Annotated in this window: 16 protein-coding genes; 12 read left to right on the top strand and 4 right to left on the bottom strand. The window is 62.6% G+C overall.

The annotated features are described in order from the left end of the window. Positions 1 to 259 precede the first annotated feature (259 nt). Entirely contained in the window at positions 260 to 1,609 is a 1,350-nt protein-coding gene (locus tag CFE50_RS15050; protein WP_278896729.1) for a dicarboxylate/amino acid:cation symporter, read from the bottom strand. Between the two features lie 377 nt (positions 1,610 to 1,986). Here CFE50_RS15050 and CFE50_RS15045 point away from each other — a divergent pair, with 377 nt between their 5' ends. The 5 genes from CFE50_RS15045 (at position 1,987) to CFE50_RS15025 (ending at position 10,452) form a co-directional block, all read left to right on the top strand. Next, the gene (locus CFE50_RS15045) at positions 1,987 to 2,727 is read left to right on the top strand and encodes a 4'-phosphopantetheinyl transferase family protein (RefSeq protein ID WP_286734673.1); all 741 of its coding nucleotides are present in this window, start codon (positions 1,987 to 1,989) and stop codon (positions 2,725 to 2,727) included. Positions 2,728 to 3,333: 606 nt separating this feature from the next. Next, positions 3,334 to 6,249 (top strand): ribonucleoside-diphosphate reductase subunit alpha, encoded by a 2,916-nt coding sequence (locus CFE50_RS15040; RefSeq protein WP_286734670.1) that lies wholly within the window; start codon positions 3,334 to 3,336, stop codon positions 6,247 to 6,249. A gap of 444 nt (positions 6,250 to 6,693) precedes the next feature. After that, positions 6,694 to 7,944, top strand: coding sequence for a ribonucleotide-diphosphate reductase subunit beta (locus CFE50_RS15035; RefSeq protein ID WP_286734668.1), 1,251 nt, complete (start codon positions 6,694 to 6,696; stop codon positions 7,942 to 7,944). Between the two features lie 56 nt (positions 7,945 to 8,000). Continuing rightward, positions 8,001 to 9,260, top strand: a complete 1,260-nt coding sequence (locus tag CFE50_RS15030; protein WP_286734666.1) for a hypothetical protein — start codon at positions 8,001 to 8,003, stop codon at positions 9,258 to 9,260. 148 nt (positions 9,261 to 9,408) lie between these two features. Next, positions 9,409 to 10,452 carry a hypothetical protein gene (locus CFE50_RS15025; protein WP_286734665.1) on the top strand — a complete coding sequence of 348 codons (1,044 nt, stop codon included), beginning with the start codon at positions 9,409 to 9,411 and terminating at the stop codon, positions 10,450 to 10,452. A 281-nt stretch (positions 10,453 to 10,733) separates the two neighbouring features. Here CFE50_RS15025 and CFE50_RS15020 read toward each other — a convergent pair whose 3' ends face one another. Further along, positions 10,734 to 11,159: a transcriptional regulator gene (locus tag CFE50_RS15020; protein ID WP_241808771.1), complete on the bottom strand. Its 426-nt coding sequence runs from the start codon at positions 11,157 to 11,159 to the stop codon at positions 10,734 to 10,736. Between the two features lie 169 nt (positions 11,160 to 11,328). Here CFE50_RS15020 and CFE50_RS15015 point away from each other — a divergent pair, with 169 nt between their 5' ends. The 4 genes from CFE50_RS15015 to CFE50_RS15000 all read left to right on the top strand — a co-directional run bounded on the left by CFE50_RS15015 (position 11,329) and on the right by CFE50_RS15000 (position 14,681). Next, positions 11,329 to 11,769: a BRO-N domain-containing protein gene (locus CFE50_RS15015; protein WP_241808772.1), complete on the top strand. Its 441-nt coding sequence runs from the start codon at positions 11,329 to 11,331 to the stop codon at positions 11,767 to 11,769. A gap of 318 nt (positions 11,770 to 12,087) precedes the next feature. Further along, positions 12,088 to 13,221 (top strand): GGDEF domain-containing protein, encoded by a 1,134-nt coding sequence (locus tag CFE50_RS15010; RefSeq protein WP_286734662.1) that lies wholly within the window; start codon positions 12,088 to 12,090, stop codon positions 13,219 to 13,221. A 52-nt stretch (positions 13,222 to 13,273) separates the two neighbouring features. Continuing rightward, positions 13,274 to 13,738, top strand: coding sequence for a GNAT family N-acetyltransferase (locus CFE50_RS15005; protein ID WP_286734660.1), 465 nt, complete (start codon positions 13,274 to 13,276; stop codon positions 13,736 to 13,738). Between the two features lie 412 nt (positions 13,739 to 14,150). Continuing rightward, positions 14,151 to 14,681, top strand: coding sequence for an REP-associated tyrosine transposase (locus CFE50_RS15000; RefSeq protein WP_286734657.1), 531 nt, complete (start codon positions 14,151 to 14,153; stop codon positions 14,679 to 14,681). Between the two features lie 133 nt (positions 14,682 to 14,814). Here the strand turns inward: CFE50_RS15000 and CFE50_RS14995 are convergent, their stop codons facing one another. Continuing rightward, positions 14,815 to 15,558 (bottom strand): class I SAM-dependent DNA methyltransferase, encoded by a 744-nt coding sequence (locus CFE50_RS14995; protein ID WP_286734655.1) that lies wholly within the window; start codon positions 15,556 to 15,558, stop codon positions 14,815 to 14,817. Between the two features lie 97 nt (positions 15,559 to 15,655). Between CFE50_RS14995 and CFE50_RS14990 the strand changes: the two genes are divergently transcribed. Beyond that, complete coding sequence (locus CFE50_RS14990) at positions 15,656 to 16,123, top strand: RNA methyltransferase (RefSeq protein ID WP_007160503.1); 468 nt, start codon at positions 15,656 to 15,658, stop codon at positions 16,121 to 16,123. Between the two features lie 5 nt (positions 16,124 to 16,128). Here CFE50_RS14990 and CFE50_RS14985 read toward each other — a convergent pair whose 3' ends face one another. Continuing rightward, positions 16,129 to 16,959, bottom strand: coding sequence for an IclR family transcriptional regulator (locus tag CFE50_RS14985; protein WP_042138046.1), 831 nt, complete (start codon positions 16,957 to 16,959; stop codon positions 16,129 to 16,131). Positions 16,960 to 17,197: 238 nt separating this feature from the next. On the opposite strand from CFE50_RS14985, the gene CFE50_RS14980 reads away from it, so the two are divergent. Together CFE50_RS14980 and CFE50_RS14975 are read left to right on the top strand one after the other, a co-directional pair. Then, a complete protein-coding gene (locus CFE50_RS14980) occupies positions 17,198 to 18,217 on the top strand; it encodes an ABC transporter ATP-binding protein (RefSeq protein ID WP_286734652.1) in 1,020 nt (339 codons plus the stop codon). Next, complete coding sequence (locus CFE50_RS14975; protein WP_027598974.1) at positions 18,214 to 19,080, top strand: ABC transporter permease; 867 nt, start codon at positions 18,214 to 18,216, stop codon at positions 19,078 to 19,080. The genes CFE50_RS14980 and CFE50_RS14975 overlap by 4 nt, the downstream gene beginning before the upstream one ends. Positions 19,081 to 19,084: the final 4 nt, after the last annotated feature.

The following is a 19,084-nucleotide window of genomic DNA, read 5'->3' as shown; positions in this document are numbered from 1 at the left end:
CATCCCCGTACCTCCCGCCATGCAGCATCGGCAGAGGCCGTCTGGAGGGCCCTGCCTTGCCCTTCGCTCTCGGCGTAGCCAAGACGGCTGGGAGGGCTCTCCCATACCTGCCAATCGAAGGGCCTGACCTTGCGGTCTGACGCGGCGCGGCCACCCTGCTCTGGCCAGATCCCAGGCAAAAGAAAACGCCCGTATCTTTCGATACGGGCGTCTTGTCGTTACCGCAGGGATCGCTCCAGGAGCGGCCCTCGCGTCAGGCTCAGGCAGGCTGGCGAGCTTCCTCGACTTCGACGGCGTTCGGGCCGCGAGCGAGTTCGGTCTTCAGGGTCTGCTCGTCCAGCTGGCCGCACCACTTGGCGACCACGATGGAGGCCACGCCGTTGCCGACCAGGTTGGTCAGGGCGCGGGCTTCGGACATGAAGCGGTCGATACCCAGGATCAGCGCCAGGCCGGCGACCGGTACGTGACCGACGGCGGACAGGGTGGCGGCCAGCACGATGAAGCCGCTACCGGTGACGCCTGCAGCGCCCTTGGAGGAGATCAGCAGCACCAGCAGCAGGGTGATCTGGTGGGTGATGTCCATCTGGGTGTTGGTGGCCTGGGCGATGAACACCGCAGCCATGGTCAGGTAGATGGAGGTGCCGTCGAGGTTGAAGGAGTAGCCGGTGGGGATCACCAGACCAACCACCGACTTCTCGGCGCCCAGCTTCTGCATCTTGGTCAGCATGCGCGGCAGGGCGGACTCGGAAGACGAGGTACCCAGCACGATCAGCAGTTCTTCACGGATGTACTTGATGAACTTGAGGATGCTGAAGCCGTGCATGCGCGCCACGGCACCCAGCACCACCAGCACGAACAGCAGGCAGGTGATGTAGAAGCAGGCCATCAGGTAGCCCAGCTGCACCAGGGTGCCGACGCCGTATTTGCCGATGGTGAACGCCATGGCACCGAAGGCGCCGATGGGGGCGAGCTTCATGATGACGTTGATGATGTTGAAGAAGACGTGGGAGATGCGGTCGATGAAGTTGAACACCAGTTGACCGGTCTCGCCCAGGCGATGCAGGGCGTAGCCGAACAGCACGGCGAAGAACAGGACCTGCAGGATCTCACCGGTGGCGAAGGCGTTGACGACCGTCGACGGGATGATGTTCATCAGGAAGTCGATGGTGCTCTGCTTCTCGCCAGCCGCGGCGTAGGCAGCGATGCCCTTGGTGTCCAGGGTGCTGACGTCGACGTTCATGCCGGCGCCCGGCTGGACGACGTTGACCACGATCAGGCCGATCAGCAGCGCGATGGTGGAGAAGATCTCGAAGTACAGCAGCGCCATGCCGCCGGTCTTGCCCACGGCCTTCATGTTCTGCATGCCGGCGATACCGGTCACCACGGTGCAGAAGATGATGGGCGCGATGACCATCTTGATCAGCTTGATGAAACCGTCACCCAGGGGCTTCATGGCAGCGCCGGTCTGGGGGTAGAAATGGCCGAGCAGCACACCCAGGACGATCGCCACGATCACCTGGAAATAGAGACTCTTGTAGATCGGCTGCTTGACGGGACGCTTGGGCGCGGGAGCTGTGGTAGTTGTTGTTGTGTCGACGGTTGCTGTCATGGCTCTTTCCCTTGTGGCCACTACCTGACGTCCTGTCTGAGTGGGCACCTGACTGAAGTTGGCTCTCTCATCCTGAGAGCTTTTTGTTGTGGACCTGGCGGCCGCGCGACGGTGACACCAGTATCTGGCTGGATATAAGCAATCGCCGTTCCACTTTTTGGTGCGCAATCAAAGGGCCAGCTTTCATGCACCTTTCAGTCGAAAGTCTAGTTGCCAGCGGCGGGCGGAACCCCGCCACCCGACGAAAAGGGGCGGAAATCCCCCACCGTGCGAGGCGGTTTTCCGCCAGTCGCCGTCGGTAGTCGGCTATCCTTTGCGCGCCTTTCCAGCGGCGCCTGCCCTGATCCGTTGCCGCCTTCGAGGAGTATCCGGCCGAGATGCCCGCCCTGCCCCCTACCGACCTGCCCAGCTGCTGCACAGCGCCCGCGCCACTGCCGCCGCTGGCCGAGGGATTCGACGCCCTGGCCCTGCTGCACTGCCGCTTCGATCCCGCCCAGGTGAGCTTCGAGCGCGACGCCCTGCGCCTGGGCGCCCTGCCGCCGGACAACATCCGTCGCGCCGTGGCCAAGCGCCAGGCCGAATACCTGGCCGGGCGTCTCTGCGCCCGCGAGGCCCTGCGCCAGCTGAGTGGCGCGCCGGCGGTACCCGGTCATCGTAGCGAGGACCGTGGCCCCGCCTGGCCCGCCGGCTGGGTCGGCGCCATCACCCACAGTCACGGCTGGGCAGCCGCGGCGGTGGGCAGCGCCCGGGACTACCTGGGTCTCGGCCTGGATGTGGAAACCCTGCTCGAACCGGCCAAGGCCCTGCGTCTGGCCGACCAGATCCTCACCCCGGCCGAACGGGAAAGCGTGCAGGCGCTGGACGAAGCGCAGCAGGCCTTTGCCATCACCCTGGCGTTTTCCGCCAAGGAGAGTCTGTTCAAGGCGCTGCATCCCCAGGTCGGGCAGATGTTCTTCTTCCAGGATGCCGAGATCCTTGGCAGCCATCCCGGCGGGACCTTCGACATTCGGCTGCTGATCGAGCTATCGCCGCGCTGGTCCGCCGGGACCTCGCTGCGCGGTCACTACCGCCTGGACGAAGAACGGCGGTTGCTCACGCTGATCGCGCCTCGCCACTGAGGCGCTCCTATATAGAGGAAGAGTCGTGCGGTCGATCCGGTGCGCGGACGCCGGCCGGGGCAGAACGTCGCAGTGGCCATCGAACGTTTTCTTATGGTGGAGAAAATGCTCATAGCGAACCGGTATATCCCGTGACGCTTTTGTCGCGCCGACCCTGCCGCGTTGTACGTTATTTGACCACTTCGCTCTGAGCCCAGCCTCCACGCGCACTGGCCGGGCACCACCCCCAGGATACCCCCCAGTCCCGAACAGCTTATCCACGTCTTATCCACAGCCGGAAACGTGACAAACGCGACATCTAGTGGCCCTTGCACCCCCGCACCACCATATATAGCAGTTCGTCGGCATGGGCTGGGACGGCGAAACACCCCTCTGTCAAGACTGTCTTCCCTAACGAGGAGGGCTTATCCTGTCGCCCGAATTATGAATTTCCAGGGTCCCTGACCCCGAACGCCGGCTCCTGCGGGAATCGGCGCTGGTACGGCTTTTCGTTGGAATCTTCATTGGTAATGGCGCGACAGGCAGTCGTCGCGCAGGCCCAGGCCGACACTCTTCCGGATCGCCGGCGCGCCGACGATCCCCTCTTTCCGATCAAGGGAGTTCCGCATGCACACCGACCTGACCCGCGAGCAAGCCCAGCAGGGCCGCCCGGCGCAAGATGCCAGCCAGGACCTGGGCGCCACCGCCCCCGGTCAACTGCGCGTCATCAAGCGCAACGGTACCGTCGTCCCCTACACCGACGACAAGATCACCGTGGCCATCAGCAAGGCTTTCCTCGCCGTGGAAGGCGGTACCGCCGCGGCCTCCTCGCGCATCCACACCACCGTCAAGCAGCTCACCGACCAGGTCAGCAGCACCTTCAAGCGTCGCATGCCTTCGGGTGGCACCATCCACATCGAAGAGATCCAGGACCAGGTCGAACTGGCCCTGATGCGCGCCGGCGAGCAGAAGGTCGCGCGCAGCTACGTGATCTACCGTGAAGCCCGCAGCCAGGAGCGCAAGCAGGGCGCCGCCAGCGACATCGCCGAGCCGCACCCGAGCATTCGCGTGACCAAGGCCGACGGCACCACCCAGCCGCTGGACATGGGCCGCCTGAACACCATCATCAGCGAAGCCTGCGAAGGCCTCGAAGAGGTGAACGGCGAGCTGATCCAGAAGGAAACCCTGAAGAACCTGTACGACGGCGTGGCCGAGAAGGACGTCAACACCGCCCTGGTGATGACCGCCCGCACCCTGGTCGAGCGCGAGCCCAACTACTCCTACGTCACCGCCCGCCTGCTGCTGGACAGCCTGCGCGCCGAAGGCCTGAGCTTCCTCGGCGTCGCCGAGTCCGCCACCCACCACGAGATGGCCGACCTCTACGCCAAGGCCCTGCCCGCCTACGTCGCCAAGGGCGTGGAGCTGGAGCTGCTGGACCCGAAACTGGCCACCTTCGACCTGGCCAAGCTGGGCGCCGCCATCGATCACGAGCGTGACCAGCAATTCACCTACCTGGGTCTGCAGACCCTGTACGACCGCTACTTCCTGCACAGTCACGGCACCCGCTTCGAGCTGCCGCAGCTGTTCTTCATGCGCGTGGCCATGGGCCTGGCGCACATGGAGAAAGATAAAGAAGCCCGCGCCATCGAGTTCTACAACCTGCTGGCCAGCTTCGACTACATGGCGTCCACCCCGACCCTGTTCAACGCCGGTACCCTGCGTCCGCAGCTGTCCAGCTGCTACCTGACCACCGTACCCGACGACCTGTCCGGCATCTATGGCGCCATCCACGATAACGCCATGCTCTCCAAGTTCGCCGGCGGCCTGGGCAACGACTGGACCCCGGTGCGTGCCCTGGGCTCCTACATCAAGGGCACCAACGGCAAGAGCCAGGGCGTCGTGCCCTTCCTCAAGGTGGTCAACGACACCGCCGTGGCGGTCAACCAGGGCGGCAAGCGCAAGGGCGCGGTCTGCGCCTACCTGGAAACCTGGCACCTGGACATCGAGGAATTCCTCGAGCTGCGCAAGAACACCGGTGACGACCGTCGTCGTACCCACGACATGAACACCGCCAACTGGATCCCCGACCTGTTCATGAAGCGCGTCTTCGAGGACGGCAACTGGACCCTGTTCTCCCCCGCCGACGTGCCCGATCTGCACGACCTCTACGGCAAGGCCTTCGAAGAACGCTACGAGTACTACGAAGCCCTGACCGAGTACGGCAAGCTCAAGCTGCACAAGACCATCAAGGCCAAGGACCTCTGGCGCAAGATGCTGTCGATGCTGTTCGAGACCGGCCATCCGTGGCTGACCTTCAAGGATCCGTGCAACCTGCGCAGCCCGCAGCAGCACGTGGGCGTGGTGCACAGCTCCAACCTCTGCACCGAGATCACCCTGAACACCAACAAGGACGAGATCGCCGTGTGCAACCTGGGTTCGGTGAACCTGGTGAACCACATCGTCGACGGCAAGCTGGACACCGCCAAGGTCGCCCGCACCGTCAAGACCGCCGTGCGCATGCTCGACAACGTCATCGACATCAACTACTACTCGGTGCCCCAGGCGGAGAACTCCAACCTCAAGCACCGTCCGGTCGGCATGGGCATCATGGGCTTCCAGGATGCGCTGTACCTGCAGCACATCGCCTACGGTTCGGATGCCGCCGTGCAGTTCGCCGACACCTCCATGGAAGTGATCAGCTACTACGCCATCCAGGCTTCCTGTGACCTGGCCGAAGAGCGTGGCAGCTACTCCAGCTTCCAGGGTTCGCTGTGGTCCCAGGGCATCCTGCCGATCGATTCCGAGAAGCGCCTGATCGAAGAGCGCGGCGCCAAGTACATCGAGGTCGACCTGTCCGAGACCCTGGACTGGGCCCCGCTGCGCGAGCGTGCCAAGAAGGGCATCCGCAACTCCAACATCATGGCCATCGCGCCGACCGCGACCATCGCCAACATCACCGGCGTGTCCCAGTCGATCGAGCCGACCTACCAGAACCTCTATGTGAAGTCGAACCTCTCGGGCGAATTCACCGTCATCAACCCCTATCTGGTACGCGACCTCAAGGCGCGCGGCCTGTGGGATTCGGTGATGGTCAACGACCTCAAGTATTACGACGGCTCCGTGCAGCAGATCGAGCGCATCCCGCAGGATCTGAAGGACCTGTACGCCACCGCCTTCGAAGTGGAGACCAAGTGGATCGTCGAGGCCGCCAGCCGTCGCCAGAAGTGGATCGACCAGGCCCAGTCGCTGAACCTGTACATCGCCGGCGCCTCGGGCAAGAAGCTCGACGTGACCTACCGCATGGCCTGGTTCCGCGGTCTGAAGACCACCTACTACCTCCGTGCCCTGGCCGCCACCAGCACCGAGAAGTCGACCATCAACACCGGCAAGCTGAACGCCGTGAGCGCCGATCCCATCACCGGCGTCCAGGCCAGTGCCGCGCCCGCCCCGGCGCAGAAGGTCGAGGAGGCGCCTGCCGCGGCACCGGCTCCGGTGCCCAAGGCCTGCAGCCTCGATGATCCCGAGTGCGAAGCCTGCCAGTAAGGTGAGCGCCCGCCAGAAACTGGCGGGCATAAAAAAGCCCGGATCCAGCTGCAACTGGATCCGGGCTCGATCTCCCACCGGGCGCTTGCGTCGCTCAACGGGAGGCTGGATCCATTCAGATCCATAGGAGGGGCGCATGATCCCCATCTGGACGGACCGGTGTCAAGGGACGCTATGCGAGAATGCGCCATGGCTAATAAGTCTGGCGGCCAAAAAATTGGCCGTAATGCTGGTAGTGGCCGTTTCACAACCGTTGAGAAGGCTCGGAATAATCCGAAGACTCATACGGTAGAAACGGTTAAGAAGCCGAAGTAGAAAACAGCCCAAGAGCGACGAGCTCTTGGGCTTTCTGTCTCGCCAGACAATGCCCAAAGAATTCCTTTCTGCGTGCGACGACGCGCGAATCAATAAATCGGCCCGCTAGGGCCCGCCAGGAGACACCCCATGCTGAACTGGGAAGAATTCGACAAAGACGACGACACCGCCACCGCCAAGCCCGCGCAGGACGCCGGCCAGCAGGCGCCCGCCCAGACCGAGCGCCTGGATTCCGAGGGCGACGCCTTGGTCCATGACGCCCGCGCCCTGTCCGCCGACGACTCCGACGCCGTGGCCCGTGCCAAGGCCGCGCTGAACGAGCTGGACATCCAGGAAGGCCTGGACGACCTGGAAGGCTCCTCCGCCCGCGTACACGTCGGCGACAAGCAGATGATCAACGCCCGTGCCGACCTCAACCAGCTCGTACCCTTCAAGTACGACTGGGCCTGGCAGAAGTATCTGGATGGTTGCGCCAACCACTGGATGCCCCAGGAAGTGAACATGAACGCCGACATCGCGACCTGGAAGAGCGCGGACGGCCTCACCGAGGACGAGCGCCGCATCGTCAAGCGCAACCTCGGCTTCTTCTCCACCGCCGACTCCCTGGTCGCCAACAACCTGGTCCTGGCCGTCTACCGCCTGATCACCAACCCCGAGTGCCGCCAGTACATCCTGCGCCAGGCCTTCGAAGAGGCGATCCACACCCACGCCTACCAGTACTGCATCGAGTCGCTGGGCATGGATGAAGGCGAGATCTTCAACATGTACCACGAGATTCCGAGCGTCGCGAAAAAGGCGAGCTGGGGCCTGAAGTACACCCGCTCCATCTCCGACCCCGAGTTCAAGACCGGCACCCCGGAGACCGATCGCCAGTTCCTCAAGAACCTGATCGCCTACTACTGCGTGCTGGAAGGCATCTTCTTCTATTGCGGCTTCACCCAGATCCTGTCCATGGGTCGCCGCAACAAGATGACCGGCACCGCCGAGCAGTTCCAGTACATCCTGCGTGACGAGTCCATGCACCTGAACTTCGGCATCGACATGATCAACCAGATCAAGATCGAGAACCCGCAGCTGTGGGATGCCCAGATGAAGGACGAAGCCACCCAGATGATCCTCCAGGGCACCCAGCTGGAGATCGAATACGCCCGCGACACCATGCCCCGCGGCGTGCTGGGCATGAACGCGGCCATGATGGAGGACTACCTCAAGTTCATCGCCAACCGCCGCCTGACCCAGATCGGCCTCAAGGAAGAATACCCGGGCGCCACCAACCCCTTCCCCTGGATGAGCGAGATCATGGACCTCAAGAAGGAGAAGAACTTCTTCGAGACGCGTGTGATCGAGTATCAGACCGGTGGGGCGTTGAGCTGGGATTAAATTAGTTTTTGCACAAAAGCCCTGTATTTACAGGGCTTTTTAACAGGGAAGTCAAAATGGCAATAGATAAAGAAGAATTAATATTTTATATAGTTAACATAAAAAAATCAGATATTTTTCCACAGCAGGTATTAGATAGACTAGATTCCTCTGAAAAGATAGCACAGGATCATCTGGACCTTCTTGATGAAGCCGAGCAAATAGAGGTATTAGAAAGATATCGGAGAGTTTTTGAAAGAATAGAGACAGTGAGAGGGCGAAACCATTTCTCTCAAAATCTTCTGGACGAGCTTAAGGTTGAGCTTGAGCACATCTACCTTCAATATATAAACCCTACAAAGAAAGCTGTAGACACTATAGAAAAGCTTTTTAAAAGAAGATACATAAATACAAACGATAAAATTAACTCTATATTTCGGCAAGCTGAAAAGACATTTTACACCATAGAAAAATTAGGCAGCTTATCAAAAACAAACTACGAAGACTCCATAGCTCTTAAAAAAGAGATAGAACATAGAGAATCTATCCAAAGAGAAACCCTGCAGACCTTGAACGATCAAATCGAATTAAGAACACGCGAGTCCCAGTTAAATATTGAAGAATTCTTAAAAGATCGGAGAGAGTCTTTTCTTCGACTTTCTGAAAAACTCAAACAAGATTTTGAACTAAAACTCTCAGAGGCGTCAGACGCCCAAGTAAATGAAATAAAAAATATTATATCGCCAAAAGTTACTGCCGCTGAAAAGCAAATTGAAGCAATAAGCGCTATAAAATTAAACGCTGAAAAAATTCTTGGCTTAATATCTCAAGGAGCAACAGAAAGCCACTATCAAAAAGCATATATCTCCGAAAGAAACACAAGAGTTCTCTGGCAGATCTTAGCGACCCTTGGGTTCGTAGGACTCATTTTTGCAGCCTACTATATCACATCAACCATTCAATCAATTATAGAAAGCGGGTTAAACACTCAAACACTTATTGCTTTGACAGCGAAGGCGTCAGCTGCTTTCTTTACTCTCTTTTTTATCAGATTCTGTAGCCAGAACGCTCGCAGACATCACGAACTTGAGAAATTTAACCGACAACTCAGACTAGAACTGCTAACAATTGACGGTTACTTATCCAGCATAAAAAGCGAGTCAGAAAGGGATTCTGCAAAAATAATACTTAAAGAAAAGTTTTTTGGACTTACCGAAAGCATCCTTGAACGAGACCATGTAAAAAAGACTGAGGCGACTGACTTGGTAAAGGCAATTGAGAGCTTGGTCAAGGCGCTTCCAAAAGAGCTTTTGGAAAAAATAAAAACTAGCAATTAACCTAGATGTGCGCAAAGTGGACAAAGTAAAGCTTTTCCCCATATGGTTTCGACCTCAGGCTTACCGCCGTTCTGCGCGTTAACTTCTGCTCTCACGTACCGATTCCGCCAATACACGGCAGAGAGCTAATGTACTCAAGGACGAGCCCATGCCCCGCTGGACCGACCAACCGGCTACCGACACGGATGCCGTCTTCGATTTAATCCTTAAGTTCTCCGGCACCTTCCTGCAGCGTCATGCGTCGCTGTTGGCCAAGGTACTGCCGCCGACCCTGGGCTTCGGGATGTTTCTGGCCTATTTCGCCCGTAATCACTTCTATCCGAGCTTCGATCTCTTCCAGTTTTCGTCGTTGCTGTTGGCCGCTGCCTGCCTGGGCTTCCTGACCATTGGCGCCTTCGTTGCCGCACTCTTTCTGCCAGGTGCCTGGGTCTATTACCGCTTCATCAATACGGCGGCGATCAAGGAAGACATCACCTACGCCTTGCCCTATCGCGGCGAGGGGCGCTTTCGCAAGATCATGCTGTTGATGACGCTGGTGTTCTTCGTGCCCTATCTGCTGGCGGGGTTCAGCGATGCGGCCATTCTCTTGGTCGATCCTGAGCTGTTCCTCAGCGTTGCCTTTCTTGCGCCCATCCCCATCACGCTACTGGCGGGCATAGCCATTCAGGGGCTATTCGACTTGCGCCGCTTCAGCTTCCTGAAGTTCGTCTGGGAGGCTTACCTGTCGACGATGATCGTCGGTCTGTTCATCGTCTGGATGCTGGCCCAGGCCTATCCGCTGGTGAGCGATTGGCAGCCGCTGCTCAAGTGGGGCGCTCTGGCCATCGCCCCCTTCATCATTGCCTTCGTCACGACCATGACCTCCATGCTGTTTATCGCTGGCTGGAAGGCGGCGATGATGTTTTCGCTGTTCTTCGCCCTCTTTCTGGCCGGCTATAGCGGTGTCCTCACCACCCTACCCGAGACCATGGTCAGGACGCTGGGTCTGGGTAACTACCAAGCCAGGGCCATCGTGATCGATACCTCCTATTGCGCCAAGGAGCAGGCCAGGGTGCTGCCTACCGATGACCAGTGCGTGCTCGAGGACGTGCAGGTGGTGTGGTCGCTGGGCGAGGCCTTCGTGCTGCGGCTGGCGGACGGCAGCACGGCGCGGTTGCCGGCATCAGCGATTCGGGCATTGGTGAAGCCCTAGACAAATCCAGGGGCCAGCCTTCGCAGGCGTGAGCGTGAGGCTTCAGCCCGCGGCCAGGCGCGGGCGAGAACGTCCAGCGAGTGGCTTGAGCGGGCGTCGGGTGGACAACGCGCAGCCTGTCTACGCGGACTCGGTGTGAGTGGAAAAGGCTGCGCCGTTTTCCACGCTACGGAGGAGCGCTCCCGTCAGTCTCTTAATGAGGCCTAGCCGGTGCCGTTACAGCGCGGGCAAGTTGTCGTGGGAGTCTGCCGTTGAAAGCGAGGCTGCACGGTGGCGCCTGATCACTCTTTCCGCTTGCCGCCCTTGGCGCTCGGCTGGCCGGGGCCGGCCTTGACGAAGGCGAGGATGACCTCGCGTACGACCTTGCGCTGTTCGTCCGGCAGGCTGAGGAAGGCCTCGATGGCGTCGCGCTCGGGATAGTGCTCGGGGGTTTCCCAGTTGCCGCGGGACTCGCGAACCCCTGACTGAGCTTGTTCGCCATAGCGGAGGATCTGGGGCTCGATCCGCAGCCACTGGGCGAGTACCTGGAGCTTGTCCTGGGCGGGAATGGACTTGCCACCCAGCCAGCGGGAGACCGCCTGGAAGGTCACGGAGCGCCCCCAGTAACGGGAATTGAACTCGCGCTCCAACACCGCGGGCCGGTCAGGATAGCCGGCCGCCAGCATGGCGGCGCGCAGGCGCTGGGCGAAGTCGAGTTTGTCGTTCATGGGCGGACGTTAAAGTCCGCTTCCAGCCTGAACTGAACATTCGATTGCATAAAAATTGAAATTCATGATTTCATCCAGGCGGTAGGAGGACCATGAGGGTCCTACGGTGGGCAGCGGCCGCTCGGTGGCTGAGCTCCCAGCGACTGCGCCCAGATACGGAGGTCAGGCAATGCCCACGCCCCATCTTTTGCATTTCGCGGGTCGTCCCCTGCGGGTCTATCAGTTCTTCGATGGACAGCTGTGGTTCGATTGCCGCGAGGTCGCCAAGCTGCTGGACTACCCGGACCCGCTGGAAGCCGTGCGCAGCCACTGTAACCGCGACGGCGTGCACCAGGGTCCTGGCGAACGACCCACCCTGCTGATCGATCTCCCCAACACCTTGCGCCTGCTCATCGGCAGCACCAGCGAGCGCGCCGGGCCGTTCGAGGACTGGCTCAGGCGCGACTGCCTGAAGCTGTTCTTCAGTCGCCTCCTGCAGCCCGGCGAAGGCCGGCTGCTGCTCGATGGCCAGCCACTGAGCCGGCTGTGCTGGCGTGACCAGTACTGGGTGAAACTCGCCGACGTCGCGGATGTGATCGGACCTCGCTTGCGCCTCAACCAGAGGTACTGAGCGAGGTGCTCACCTCGTGGCTGGAGACCTTGCTCGGCGCTATCGATCACCCGGCGCGCGGGAGTCGCCGCGCGACGGCACGTGCGCGCTCCCACCCTCAAGACGAGACCGGTCCGGCCGATAGCGTTCCAGCGGCTGCGCTCGCGGCCAAACCCTGGTGGCTGCTCGCGGGCATCTTAGCCTATCGGACGTCAGACAGGGCGGCCAACCGCGGTAAACTGGCGGCCTGCGCCAGGTTTCTCCTTGTCCGCGACGTGCTCGACGGCACGTAGGGCAGGCTCCGGTATTCGCTGCACACTGTAAAGGTCCGCCTTCCCCATGGCCCTCGATGCCCCTACGCTCCTAACCATCACCATCGCCCTGGCGGCGGCAGCGGCTGGCTATCTGGCCATCGAGTGGCGCTCGGTGCGCGAGTCGGCGCTGCTGTACTGGAGCGCGGGTTTCGCCCTGATTTGCGTGGGTAGCACCCTGGCGCTGTTGCGCAGCCAGGGGCTGCTGCTGGTGGGCATCTGGTTCGCCAATGGGCTGCTGATCTTCGTGCATGGCCTCTTTCTGCTCGGCGTGGCGCGCTTCACCGGGCGCCGTCTGAGCCTGGGCTGGTGGGCCATCGCCGCCCTCTGGCTGGGGTTGTTGCTGCTGCCCAACGAGCCTTGGTGGTCCAAGGTGATGCTGGTGGTGCAGTCGTTCCTGATCGGCATCCTGGCGATACGGGCGGGCCTGCTGCTGCGCCGGCGCAATGCCGGAGAACGGCAGCTGCGTTCGGTGCTGCTGATCCATGGCCTCTTCTACCTGACCAAGATGATTCCGCCGCTCACCCCCGGCACCCTGATCGATCTGGCGGTCTATCGCGGCGCCATCATCCAGATCTCCCTGGTGGAGGGGGTGATGGCGGTGATGCTGATCGCCCTGTCGATGACCGGCACGGTGCGCTATCGCCGCGAGCAGCGTATCGAGCGCCTGGCGGGCAGCGATCCGCTGACGGGGCTGCACAACCGGCGCGCCTTGGAGACGGAGGCACCCCGGCTGTTCGGCATGACGACGCCCGAGCGCCCGGGCGCCCTGCTGCTGATCGATCTGGACAACTTCAAGCTGGCTAACGACCTGTACGGCCATGCGGCGGGCGACGGCCTGCTGATCGCCCTGAGCGAGTTGCTGCGCGCCACCCTGCCCCGCCGTGCGCTGGCGGCGCGGCTGGGTGGCGATGAATTCGTGGCGCTGCTGGGCGGCCTGAGCCAAGCAGAGGTAATAGCGCTGGCGGACGGCCTGCGCGAGCGCTTCAGCCTATTGGCGACCCAGCGCCTCGCCACCCCCGAGCGGGTCACCCTGAGCATCGGCGCGGTGCTGTTCGATCACCCGCCGCGAAGCCTGGCGGACCTGCTGGCCCAGGGTGATCGGGCGCTGTACGAGGCCAAGCGCGGCGGACGCGATGGGGTGCGGGTGAGCAAGGGGTGAAGGACGATGGGACGATCGCTTAGGCTTGCGCCATCATCTGAGCGGAGTCGCCATGCCCATCGCCCTCGAATCGCCCGACCAACCCGAGGTGATCGCCCTGATCGCCGAACTGGACGCCTATCAGGACGGGCTCTATCCGCCCGAGAGTCGTCATGCCTTGGATCTCGCCTCGTTGCTGCAGCCGAACGTGCTGTTCCTGGTGGCGCGTGACGCAGGCGGCCAAGCGTTCGGCTGTGCCGCCATGGTGCTCAACGAGAGCTACGGGGAGATCAAGCGGATGTACGTGAGCCCCTCGGGCCGGGGTCAGGGATTGGGTAGGCGTTTGCTTTCTCGCCTGGAGGCTGAGGCGCTCACGACAGGATGCAAGAGAGCGATGCTGGAGACCGGTCCTTATCAACCCGAGGCATTGGCCTTGTATGGGGCAGCGGGCTACGAACGGCGCGGGCCGTTCGGGGCTTACCGGGATGATCCGTTGAGTGTGTTTATGGAGAAGGGGTTGGCGACGCTGGTGCCGTGATGCGGGGGCATTTAATCGATGGGAGTGGAAAAGGCTATCGCCGTTTTCCACGCTACGGGGCCTGGGCGGTAGGGTGGACAACGCGAAGCTTGTCCACGTGGGGGCTCGGGTCAAGCGTGAGTGGATCAGTGGAAAAGGCTGTCGCCGTTTTCCACGCTACGGGGGTTGGGCGGTAGGGTGGACAACGCGAAGCTTGTCCACGCGGGGGCTTGGATCAGGCGTGGGTGGATCAGTGGAAAAGGCTGTCGCCGTTTTCCACGCTACGGGACCTGGGCAATAGGGTGGACAACGCGAAGCTTGTACACGCGGGGGCTTGGATCAGGCGTGGGTGGGTCAGTGGAAAAGGCTGTCGCCGTTTTCCACGCTACGGGGTTGAGCTATCGTTTCTGCCCCTGCTCAAGGAAGAGCTGTCATGTCTCGTTTTCGTCGTGCCCGAGCTCCAGGGGCCTCCTATTTTTTCACCGTGGTCCTGGCGGATCGGCGTAGCGATCTGCTGACGCGCCATATCGATCTGCTCCGCGAAACGGTGCGGGCGACACGACGGCGCCATCCCTTCCATATCGATGCCTGGGTCACCCTACCCGACCACCTGCATTGCGTCTGGACCCTGCCCGAGGGCGACGTGGATTTCGCGCTGCGTTGGAAGGTAATCAAGTTCGGGTTCTCGAAACGCCTGCCAGTAGGTGAAGGGCGTACCGCGACGCAAAGAGCCCGGGGTGAACGCGGGATATGGCAGCGGCGGTATTGGGAGCACCTGATAAGAGACGAGCGGGACTACCAGCGGCATCTGGATTACATCCACTTCAATCCGGTCAAGCATGGCCACGTTGGCGCGGTAGAAGACTGGCCTTATTCGAGTTTTCATCGAGCGGTGCGGATGGGGCTCTATCCGCAAGATCGGGGTAGAGACTTTATGGCGGAGACAGGGCGTTGGGGGGAATAGCCACGCGGGGTCACGACTTGGCGACATCAGTGGAAAAGGCTGCGCCGTTTTCCACGCTACGGTAGCCTTTAGCCGACCAGCGCTTGAGGCAGCGAGGTAAGGCTAGCGCCGTTTTCCACGCGACGGCAGCACCCTAGCGCCTGACGCAGACGAACAGCGCATTGCCCGCCTCGCCGGCCCAGGGTTCGATGCGCTGATAGTCGTGCTCCAGCACCTGGACCTCGAAGTGCGGCGCCAGCAGGGCCAGCAATTCGGGGAAGTCCACCGCCACCATGGGGTGTTCGTCCTGCCAGGTCTGCTGCTGGCCGGCGTGGCGGCGTTCGATGCGCAGGCGCAGTTGCTGGTGCTCGCCCTCGCCCGGGTAGTGCCAGGCGGAGGCGAAGCTGAAGTGGCCGTCGGTCCGCACGACGCTGTGGCCGACGCTGGAGCCATTGTCGATGCGGCGCTTGTCGACGGCATTGAAGCAGAACAGGCCGCCCGGGGTCAGGGCTGCCTGGACCCGAGCCAGGCACGCCTGGAGCCGTGCGAGGCTGCCGCTGTAATGCAGGGAGTAGAGAAAGCTGGTGATCAGATCGACCGGCTGCTCCAGCTCGAAGGCGCACATGTCCTGGCAGGAGAACTGGGCTTCGGGGCAGCGCAGCGCGGCCTGGGCCAGCATCGGCGGATTGAGGTCCAGCCCGCTGCTCTGGAAGCCGGCATCGAGAAAGTGCCGCACATGGGGGCCGGTGCCACAGGCGAGGTCCAGGTGACGGCTGCCGCCGTTTCCGAACAGCCGCTGCAGCCGCAGCACCGCCTGGCTCTGGGCCTGGTAGTCGATGTCGGCGCAAAGCAGGTCGTAGTAGGCCGACAGGTCGGTGTAGAGGGCGGTGACGGACATCGCAGGGGCTCGGGGCTGGAGACGCGGGCGCGCATCTTAGTCGGTTTTCGTGCTGGTCGAGCCTTTATACTGGCGCTTTTCCCGAGAGTCCCCTGACGTGAGCAACAAGAGATACGCCTGCATCGGCCTGAGCAACCCCAAGTCGCCGTCCAACGTCGGGTCCATCATGAGGGCGGCGGGCTGCTACGGGGTGGCCTCGGTGTTCTATACCGGCACCCGCTACGACCGCGCCAAGGACTTCGTCACCGACACCAAGAAGGTCCATCAGGACATCCCGCTGATCAACATCGACGACCTGCGCCGCATCCTGCCGCTGGGTTGCGTGCCGGTGGCGGTGGAGCTGGTGGACGGCGCCCGGCCGCTGCCCGAGTACACCCATCCCGATCGCGCCCTCTACCTGTTCGGCGCCGAGGACGGCTCCCTGAGCCAGGAGCTGCGCGACTGGTGCGAAGACGTGGTGTACATCCCTACCCAGGGCTGCATGAATCTGGCGGCCACGGTCAACGTGGTGCTCTATGACCGCCTGGCGAAGGGCAACAACACCCGCTCCGGTCCGCTCTTCTAACGCGTTTAGCCAAACCCCTGGGTCGGCCGGCGCAAGACCGGATCGAAGGGGTTGATGCGCGCGGCGATCACCCCGGCTTCGCGGCGGAGCAGTTCGATCACCGTGGGCAGGCGCTGAGCGTTGAGGCGTTCGCTCAGGGTACCCACGCTCAGGGCCGCCACCGCCCGGCCGTTGCGGTCGAGGATGGGCACGGCGAGGCCCGCCATGCCGGCCAGTACCCCGGTGTTGCGCGCGGCGTAGCCTTGCTGGCGGACATTGTCGATCTCGGCGCGCAGCAGCACCTCGTCGTAATGATGGGCGTCGCGCAGCCGCGGCAGGTTGTAGCGGATCACCTCTTCGCGCTCTTCCTCGGGCAGGAAGGCCAGGATCGCCAGGGCGCCCTGGCCGCCGCCCAGGGGCACGCGACCGCCGATGTCGCCGGTGAAGGTGCGGATCGGATAGGGCCCTTCGCTGCGATCCAGGCACATGGCGTCGAAGCCGCTGCGTGCCAGCAGGAACAGCGAATCGCCCAGGGACGCCGACAGCCGCAGCAGACTCGGCCGCGCCAGGTCGCGCAGGTTGCCGACCTGGCCGGCGCGGGCCGCCAGGGCGAAGAAGTCCAGGCTCAGGCGGTATCTCTTGCTGCGGGCGCACTGCTCGACCATGCCCTCCTCCACCAGGCCGCGCAGCAGCCGGTGGGTGGTGGGTTGCGACAGGCCCACGCGCTCGGCCAGGCGGGTGACCTTTTCCCCTTCGGGGTCACCCTCGCCCAGGGCGCGCACCACGGCGAACACCCGGCTGATGGCGCCGACGCCTACCTCACCGCCAACCGCCTTTCTTTCAATGGAATCTTCCATCTACAGCACTCCAAAATATTTCACTGAATGAATAAATCCGAAAAAAGAGTTCATTCAGTGAAAAACCCGCTTGTCCTGCATCCTAGGTCGCCCTTACCTTCAGGTCCATAGGGCGATACTCACAATCACCGGACGCCGCCATTCGAGCGAGCGCCAACGTCCAGATCCAGGCTGTCTTTCGCCCTGCCAAAACCTTGCCCACCGTCCCCGTGGGCGCGACCGGAGGAGCATTGCGGCCATGGCTTTCCTGACTCTCGACAATCTCAGCAAGCGCTACGGCGACAGCTACGCGGTGGCCGGTTCGACCCTGGCCATCGAGCGCGGCGAATTCGTCTCCCTGCTCGGCCCCTCCGGCTGCGGCAAGACCACCACCCTGCAGATGATCGCCGGCTTCGTCGACGTCAGCAGCGGGCGCATCCTGCTCGATGGCCAGGACATCACCCACGCCAAGCCGGCCAGTCGCGGCCTTGGGGTGGTCTTCCAGAGCTATGCGCTGTTTCCACACATGACGGTGCGCGACAACGTCGCCTTCGGCCTGCGCATGCGCAAGGTGGCGGGCGCCGAACTGGCGCGCCGCGTCGAGGAGGCCCTGGGCCTGGTGCACCTGGGCCAGCACGCCGAGCGCTATCCCCGTGAACTCTCCGGTGGCCAGCGCCAGCGGGTGGCCCTGGCGCGGGCGCTGGTGATAGCCCCGCCGGTGCTGCTGCTGGACGAGCCGCTGTCCAACCTGGACGCCCATCTGCGCGAAGAGATGCAGTTCGAGATCCGCCGCATCCAGCGCGAGGTCGGCATCACCACCCTGATGGTGACCCACGACCAGTCCGAGGCGCTGTCCATCAGCGACCGGGTGGTGGTGATGGAGGCCGGGCGCATCACCCAGGTGGACGCGCCCTATCGGCTCTACGAGCACCCGCGCAACAGATTCATCTCCGATTTCGTCGGCAAGGCCAACCTGCTGCCGGGCAGCCTGGATGCCCAGGGCCGGCCGCAGATCGCCGCCGGTGGCACCCTGGCGATCTCGCTGCGGCCGGAAAAGATCGAGCTGCGCCCCGCCGGCGAGGGGCGCCTGCAAGGGCGGGTGCTGACCCGCTTCTTCCTCGGCAGCCAGTGGCTGTACCGCCTGGAGACGGCGCTGGGCGAGGTGTCGGTGCTGCGCAGCAACGACGGGCTGCCGCCGCTGGACGAGGGCCAGGGCGTCGGGCTGCACTGGGACGACGGTCTGCTACGCCGCCTGGAAGCCGCGGAGGCCGCCGCATGAGCACCCTGCTGCGCGGCACCGGTCGCGCCTATCTGCTCAGCGCCCCGGCGCTGGTGCTGTTCGCCGGACTGCTGCTGGCGCCCCTGGCGTTGACCCTGGCGCTGTCCTTCAACGTCTTCGACTACGAGACCGGGATCAAGGAAGGCAGCTACACCCTGGCCCACTACCTGAGCCTGCTGGGCGATCCCTATTTCTACGAGATCTTCCTGCGCACCTTCTGGATCAGCGCCCTGGTCACCCTGCTCTGCGTGCTGATCGGGGTACCGGAGGCCATCGTCCTCAGTCGCATGGGCGCGCCCTGGCGCTCGATCTTCCTGATCCTGGTGCTGACGCCGCTGCTGATCTCGGTGGTGGTACGCGCCTTTGGCTGGAGTCTGCTGCTGGGCGCCGATGGCCTGGTCAACCAGGCCATCGTGGCCCTGGGCGGGCGCCCGCTGAAGCTGCTCTACACCCCCTTCGCGGTAGTCGTCGGCCTGGTCCACGTGATGCTGCCCTTCATGATCATCCCGGTGTGGACCTCGCTGCAGAAACTCGATCCCGCCGCCGAACAGGCCGCGCTGTCCCTGGGCGCCAGTCACCTGACGGTACTGCGCCGCATCGTGCTGCCCCAGGTGATGCCGGGGGTGCTCTCCGGAACGCTGATCGTCTTCGGCCTGGCCGCCAGTTCTTTCGCCATCCCCGGCCTGCTCGGCGGACGCCGGCTGAAGATGGTCGCCACCCTGATCTACGACCAGTACCTGGCCGAACTCAACTGGCCGATGGGCGCCACCCTGGCGGTGGCCCTGCTGCTGCTCAACCTGCTGGTGATGCTGGGCTGGAATCGCCTGGTGGAACGCCGCTACAAACGTGCCCTGGGAGTCTGACCTC

Source organism: Pseudomonas sp. PGPPP4 (assembly GCF_002256045.1).
GTDB classification, from domain to species: Bacteria; Pseudomonadota; Gammaproteobacteria; order Pseudomonadales; family Pseudomonadaceae; genus Chryseomonas; species Chryseomonas oryzihabitans.
This window is presented reverse-complemented; position numbering and strand designations above follow the sequence as displayed.

Bases quoted from the DNA above. Each gene is read 5' to 3' on its own strand.
- CFE50_RS15050 (WP_278896729.1), bottom strand. From the start codon at position 1,609: ATGACAGCAACCGTCGACACAACAACAACTACCACAGCTCCCGCGCCC.
- CFE50_RS15045 (WP_286734673.1), top strand. From the start codon at position 1,987: ATGCCCGCCCTGCCCCCTACCGACCTGCCCAGCTGCTGCACAGCGCCC.
- CFE50_RS15040 (WP_286734670.1), top strand. From the start codon at position 3,334: ATGCACACCGACCTGACCCGCGAGCAAGCCCAGCAGGGCCGCCCGGCG.
- CFE50_RS15035 (WP_286734668.1), top strand. From the start codon at position 6,694: ATGCTGAACTGGGAAGAATTCGACAAAGACGACGACACCGCCACCGCC.
- CFE50_RS15030 (WP_286734666.1), top strand. From the start codon at position 8,001: ATGGCAATAGATAAAGAAGAATTAATATTTTATATAGTTAACATAAAA.
- CFE50_RS15025 (WP_286734665.1), top strand. From the start codon at position 9,409: ATGCCCCGCTGGACCGACCAACCGGCTACCGACACGGATGCCGTCTTC.
- CFE50_RS15020 (WP_241808771.1), bottom strand. From the start codon at position 11,159: ATGAACGACAAACTCGACTTCGCCCAGCGCCTGCGCGCCGCCATGCTG.
- CFE50_RS15015 (WP_241808772.1), top strand. From the start codon at position 11,329: ATGCCCACGCCCCATCTTTTGCATTTCGCGGGTCGTCCCCTGCGGGTC.
- CFE50_RS15010 (WP_286734662.1), top strand. From the start codon at position 12,088: ATGGCCCTCGATGCCCCTACGCTCCTAACCATCACCATCGCCCTGGCG.
- CFE50_RS15005 (WP_286734660.1), top strand. From the start codon at position 13,274: ATGCCCATCGCCCTCGAATCGCCCGACCAACCCGAGGTGATCGCCCTG.
- CFE50_RS15000 (WP_286734657.1), top strand. From the start codon at position 14,151: ATGTCTCGTTTTCGTCGTGCCCGAGCTCCAGGGGCCTCCTATTTTTTC.
- CFE50_RS14995 (WP_286734655.1), bottom strand. From the start codon at position 15,558: ATGTCCGTCACCGCCCTCTACACCGACCTGTCGGCCTACTACGACCTG.
- CFE50_RS14985 (WP_042138046.1), bottom strand. From the start codon at position 16,959: ATGGAAGATTCCATTGAAAGAAAGGCGGTTGGCGGTGAGGTAGGCGTC.
- CFE50_RS14980 (WP_286734652.1), top strand. From the start codon at position 17,198: ATGGCTTTCCTGACTCTCGACAATCTCAGCAAGCGCTACGGCGACAGC.
- CFE50_RS14975 (WP_027598974.1), top strand. From the start codon at position 18,214: ATGAGCACCCTGCTGCGCGGCACCGGTCGCGCCTATCTGCTCAGCGCC.